Source organism: Phenylobacterium sp. (genome assembly GCF_024508875.1).
GTDB lineage: Bacteria > Pseudomonadota > Alphaproteobacteria > Caulobacterales > Caulobacteraceae > Phenylobacterium.
This window is the reverse complement of record NZ_JANINU010000186.1, coordinates 1-4,676: the sequence shown is the minus strand read 5'-3', so window position 1 is coordinate 4,676 and position 4,676 is coordinate 1. Positions and strand designations below refer to the sequence as shown.

General features: G+C 70.4%; 5 protein-coding genes. 3 read left to right on the top strand and 2 right to left on the bottom strand.

Going from position 1 to position 4,676, the window contains the following annotated elements; translation table 11 throughout:
• Nucleotides 1–12: 12 nt before the first annotated feature.
• Together Q0L11_RS14425 and Q0L11_RS14420 are read left to right on the top strand one after the other, a co-directional pair.
• A complete protein-coding gene (locus Q0L11_RS14425) occupies nt 13–1,092 on the top strand; it encodes a glycosyltransferase family 9 protein (protein WP_296598138.1) in 1,080 nt (359 codons plus the stop codon).
• A complete protein-coding gene (locus tag Q0L11_RS14420; protein WP_296598137.1) occupies nt 1,085–2,437 on the top strand; it encodes a dihydroorotase in 1,353 nt (450 codons plus the stop codon). Before Q0L11_RS14425 ends, Q0L11_RS14420 begins: the two co-directional genes overlap by 8 nt.
• A 3-nt stretch (nt 2,438–2,440) precedes the next feature.
• Here the strand turns inward: Q0L11_RS14420 and Q0L11_RS14415 are convergent, their stop codons facing one another.
• The gene (locus tag Q0L11_RS14415; RefSeq protein ID WP_296598136.1) at nt 2,441–2,656 is read right to left on the bottom strand and encodes a hypothetical protein; all 216 of its coding nucleotides are present in this window, start codon (nt 2,654–2,656) and stop codon (nt 2,441–2,443) included.
• 49 nt (nt 2,657–2,705) lie between these two features.
• Nucleotides 2,706–4,070, bottom strand: coding sequence for a serine hydrolase (locus Q0L11_RS14410; RefSeq protein ID WP_296598135.1), 1,365 nt, complete (start codon nt 4,068–4,070; stop codon nt 2,706–2,708).
• Nucleotides 4,071–4,165: 95 nt separating this feature from the next.
• Here Q0L11_RS14410 and Q0L11_RS14405 point away from each other — a divergent pair, with 95 nt between their 5' ends.
• Complete coding sequence (locus Q0L11_RS14405) at nt 4,166–4,516, top strand: YciI family protein (RefSeq protein ID WP_296598134.1); 351 nt, start codon at nt 4,166–4,168, stop codon at nt 4,514–4,516.
• The last annotated feature ends 160 nt before the right edge of the window (nt 4,517–4,676 follow it).

Sequence of the window (4,676 nt, the reverse complement as noted above, 5' to 3'; positions counted from 1 at the left end):
CCGCCCAGGGCGATGAGCGAGCGGCTTGGCAAGTGCGCGAAGGTCACGGTCGACGACATCCCGACAATTTGGGGCCGCACGGTGTGGAGCGCCAGCCACCGCGTGCTTATAGGAACGTCGATGTCGGCCCCCTTCCCGATCCTGTTCATCACCGCCACGCGGATCGGCGACGCCGTGCTCTCGTCCGGCCTCATCAAGCGCCTGGCGGACGAGATCCCCAACGCCCGCTTCACCATCGTCGCCGGTCCCGACGCCGCGCCGCTGTTCCCGGCCGTGCCGAACCTCGCCCGCGTCATCGTCATGGAGAAATCCAAGAGCGGCAGCCATTGGTTCGAGCTCTGGCAGAAGGTGCGCCACACGAAGTGGGGCCTGATCGTCGACCTGCGCGGGTCGGGCATCTCGCGCTTTCTCTCGACGAAGCGCCGGGCCATCCACAAGAAGAGCGGCCAGCCGACCCACAAGGTGCTGGAGGCCGCCCGCGTCTTGAAGATCGAGGACGAACCGGCGCCGCCGCACATCTTCACCAACCCCGACGTGGAGGCCTACGCCGATGAGTTGACGCGCGGCTCCGGCCCGATCCTGGCCATGGCGCCGGCCGCCAACTGGGTCGGCAAGACCTGGCCGGTCGAGCGCTTCAGCCAGGTGGCCATGAAGCTACTGCGCGGCTACGGCCCGATGGCCGGCGGCCGCCTGATGGTGCTGGGCGGCCCGGGCGACGAGAAGCTGGCGCGCGGCCTCAAGGACGTCGCCGGCAAGGGCTTCATCGACCTCATCGGCAAGGCCGACCTGCTCACCGCGTTCGCCTGCCTCAAGCGCGCCCGGCTGTTCATCGGCAACGACAGCGGCGCCATGCATCTGGCCGCCGCCTCCGGCTGCCCCACCATCGGCCTCTTCGGCCCCTCGGACGAGCGCCTCTATGCCCCGTGGGGCCCGCACACCCGGGTGGTGCGCGGCCCGCGCAGCTACGAGGAGATCCGTGCGGTCGACCCAGCGTTCGGCCAGGCGCTATGCCATATGATGGACCTGCCGGTCGAAACCGTCGTATCGGCCGCCAAGGACCTGCTCAAAGCCACGGAACCGGCCAATGCGTGAAGCCCCGAATGCGACCTACGACCTGATCGTCCGCGGCGGCGAGGTGGTGAACCACGCGGGCCGGGGCTTCGCCGACATCGGGGTGAGGGACGGCAAGTTCGCCGCCATCGGCGACCTTTCCCATGCTTCGGCGGGCGAGGTGTTCGACGCCACGGGCCTGACGGTGATGCCGGGCGTCATCGACACCCAGGTCCACTTCCGCGAACCTGGCCTGGAGTGGAAGGAAGATCTCGAGACCGGCTCCCGCTGCGCCGTCTTGGGCGGCGTCGTCGCCGTGTTCGAGATGCCGAACACCGAGCCCACCACCACCGACCCCGACGCCCTGGCCGACAAGCTGAAGCGCGCCCACCACCGCATGCACTGCGACCACGCCTTCTACGTCGGCGGCACCCACGAGAACGCCACCTTCCTGGGCGAACTGGAGCGCCTGCCCGGCTGCTGCGGCATCAAGGTGTTCATGGGGGCCTCGACGGGCACCCTGCTGGTCGCCGACGACGAGGGCGTCGAGCAGGTGCTGCGCCACATCAACCGCCGTGCAGCCTTCCACTCCGAGGACGAATACCGCCTGGCCGAGCGCCGGCCGCTGGCTCGCACCGGCGACTGGACCAGTCACCCCGAGGTGCGCGACGCCCAGTCGGCGATCCAATCGACCGAGCGCCTCGTCCGCCTCGCCCGCAAGACCGGCAAGCGCATCCACGTGCTGCACGTGACGACGAAGGAGGAGATTGCCTTCCTCGCCGGCTGCAAGGACGTCGCCTCGGTCGAGGTCACGCCCCAGCACCTCACCCTCGCCGGCCCCGAGGCCTACGAGCGGCTGAAGGGCTTCGCCCAGATGAACCCGCCCATCCGCGACGCCGAGCACCGCGCCGGCCTTTGGCTGGGCGTCGCCAACGGCGTCGCCGACGTCCTGGGTTCGGACCACGCCCCGCACACGCGCGAGGAGAAGGCCCGCCCCTATCCCGCCTCGCCCTCGGGCATGCCCGGCGTGCAGACGCTGCTGCCCGTGATGCTGACCCACGTGGCGGACGGCAAGCTCAGCCTGGAGCGGCTGGTCGACCTCACCAGCCACGGCGCCCAGCGCATCTTCGGCCTCGCCGACAAGGGCCGGTTGGCGGTGGGCTACGACGCCGACCTGACCATCGTCGACCTGAAGGCCCGCCGCACCATCACCCACGACCGGATGGCCACCCGCGCCGGCTGGACACCGTTCGACGGCTTCGAGGCCAAGGGCTGGCCCAAGGCCACCATCATCCGCGGACGCGTGGTCATGCGCGACGACGAGATCGTGGCCCCGGGCCTCGGCGAAGGGGTCCGCTTCCTGGAGACCCTGCCGGAAGGCGCCTGATCCCTACTTCTTCGCCGCAGCCGGCACGGGCTCGGTGTTCTTCGCGCCGCACTTGGCGAAGGCCTTGGTGGTCTTGTCGCGGCAGCGGGCCGGGGCGGCCGCTGCCGGTGGGCACTTCACGAATTTGCCCTTGGCGTCCTTGCAGGGCGCGGCCTGAGCCGCCCCGGCGAGGCCGGCGGCGAACGCGATGGCGGAGAGCACCGTCAGGGATTTGCGCATGAGACGTTCCTTCGTCTGAACTTCGCGGATCCCCATCCGGACACTCAGGCTAGTCCAGCGCCGCCAGCACGTCTCTCGCAAACTTTGCCTCGTCGAACCGAGGTCCGCCGGCGGCGTCGAACCCGCGCCGCACGATGATGACCTTGCGGCTCGGCACGATGAACACGAACTGCCCGCGGTTGCCGTTCATGACGTAGGTGTCGGCAGGCAGCCCCACCTTCTCGCGGTAGAGCCAGAAGAAGGCGCCGTAGCCGCGGTCGCCTGGCGGCTGGGCCGGCGCGGGCGTCGCCACGAACGTCGACCAGCCGGCCGGCAGCAGCCGCTGGCCGTTCCACATCCCGTCGTTCTGGTAGAGCAGGCCCAGCCGCGCCAGGTCACGCGCCGTCGTCCAGACCTGGCTGGAAAGGATGTAGTTCCCCTGCCAGTCGGTCTCGGGCGTGGTGTGCCGCATCCCGATCTTCCAGAGGACCTCGGTGAACGGGAACTCCAGGGCCGCCTTGCCGTCGCCAAGGCTAGCGCGGACGCTGCGCGCCGCCAGCAGAGTGTCGTTGTTGGCATAGTTGAACCGGCTGCCCGGCGCGGCCTCCAGCGGCATCCGCGTCGCCCACTCCGTCACCGCGCCGCCGCCCACGTACACCTCGTCGGTGCGGTTGCCGGGTCCGTCTGTCCAGAGGCCCGAGCCCATGTGCATGAGCTGGGCGAGCGTGATCTTCGCCCGGGGGTCGCCCGGCTGCTTCCACTCGGGGATGTTCGCCGGCGCCTCCACCTTGGCCTTGCCCAGTTGCACCGCCCGGCCGACCACGGTCGCGGTCAGGCTCTTGGCCGCCGACCAAGTCCGCTGCGGCGTGTGCATCGTCCAGCCCGGCCGGTACTGTTCGCCGACGATCTTGCCATCCTTCACCACCAGCACGGCGGTCGTCGAGCCTCCGTATGACTGCGGGTCGAAGGCCTTGGCGAGCGCGGCGTCGAGCTTGGCCGACCCCGGCGCAGTCGCGCCCTCGTCACCGTCCGGCCACGCGAGCGGCTTCACAGGCAGTCCCTCACGGATGCTGAGCCGCGGCAGGGGGAAGGCGCTGTCCGCCGCCGCTCCGATCGGTAGCTGCGTGCAGCCCAGATACGGCCGCCAAACCGCGATCCGCGGCGGCAGCTTGTTGTCGAACGCCACGCTCACCGTCTTCGCCGTCCGGTCCACGCTCGCCGGAAGGGTGCGCACCAGCGCCTGGTATTCGGGATAGATCCCCTCCAGGTCGTCGGCGGCGACCTGGGCCTCGGTCTGCCCGGCGTTGAAGATCCCGCTGCACAGGAACGCCGCCTTGTAGCCCGCCGCCAGCGCTTTCGTGTGCGGATCGTCCGCCGCCTCCGCCCCACCCGCGACCAGCCCCGCCAGGGCCAGGCCCACAAAAATCGACCGCATGTCGCAAACCCCTGTCGAATCCGGCGAAGGTCGCCCGTCTCCCGGATGACGCACGCCTCCGCGTCGCGCAATCTGAACCCAGCCGGAGACCCCCGATGCAATACATGATCCTGATCTACGAGCCCGAAGACGCCTATGCGGGCGATGCGGGCCAGGCCCGGCTGCGCGAGGTCGTCGCCAAGCATATGGCCCTGGCCGGCGAGTTGCGGGCCGCGGGCATCCAGAAGGACGGCGCCGGCCTGCAGGGCTCGGAGACCGCCACCACGCTCGTTACGCAGAACGGCCGGCAGACCCTCCACGACGGCCCCTTCGCCGAGACCCGCGAGCACCTCGGCGGCTATTACCTGATCGACGTTCCCAACCTCGACGAGGCGCTGAAGATCGCCCGCCGCATCCCCGTCGCGGAGGGCGGCAAGGTCGAGGTGCGCCCCACCATCGAGCACTGATCGTCATGGCGGGCTTCGGCCAGGCCATCTCGGCGGCCCGCCCGCGGGTCGTGGCGGCCCTTGCGGCGCGCCTGCGAGACCTGGACCTGGCCGAGGACGCCTTCGCCGACGCCGCGGCCGCCGCCCTCGTCGCCTGGCCGAACCAGGCGCCGCGCGACCC

Coding starts and splice junctions, on each gene's coding strand:
- Q0L11_RS14425 (WP_296598138.1), top strand. CDS start 13: ATGAGCGAGCGGCTTGGCAAGTGCGCGAAGGTCACGGTCGACGACATC.
- Q0L11_RS14420 (WP_296598137.1), top strand. CDS start 1,085: ATGCGTGAAGCCCCGAATGCGACCTACGACCTGATCGTCCGCGGCGGC.
- Q0L11_RS14415 (WP_296598136.1), bottom strand. CDS start 2,656: ATGCGCAAATCCCTGACGGTGCTCTCCGCCATCGCGTTCGCCGCCGGC.
- Q0L11_RS14410 (WP_296598135.1), bottom strand. CDS start 4,070: ATGCGGTCGATTTTTGTGGGCCTGGCCCTGGCGGGGCTGGTCGCGGGT.
- Q0L11_RS14405 (WP_296598134.1), top strand. CDS start 4,166: ATGCAATACATGATCCTGATCTACGAGCCCGAAGACGCCTATGCGGGC.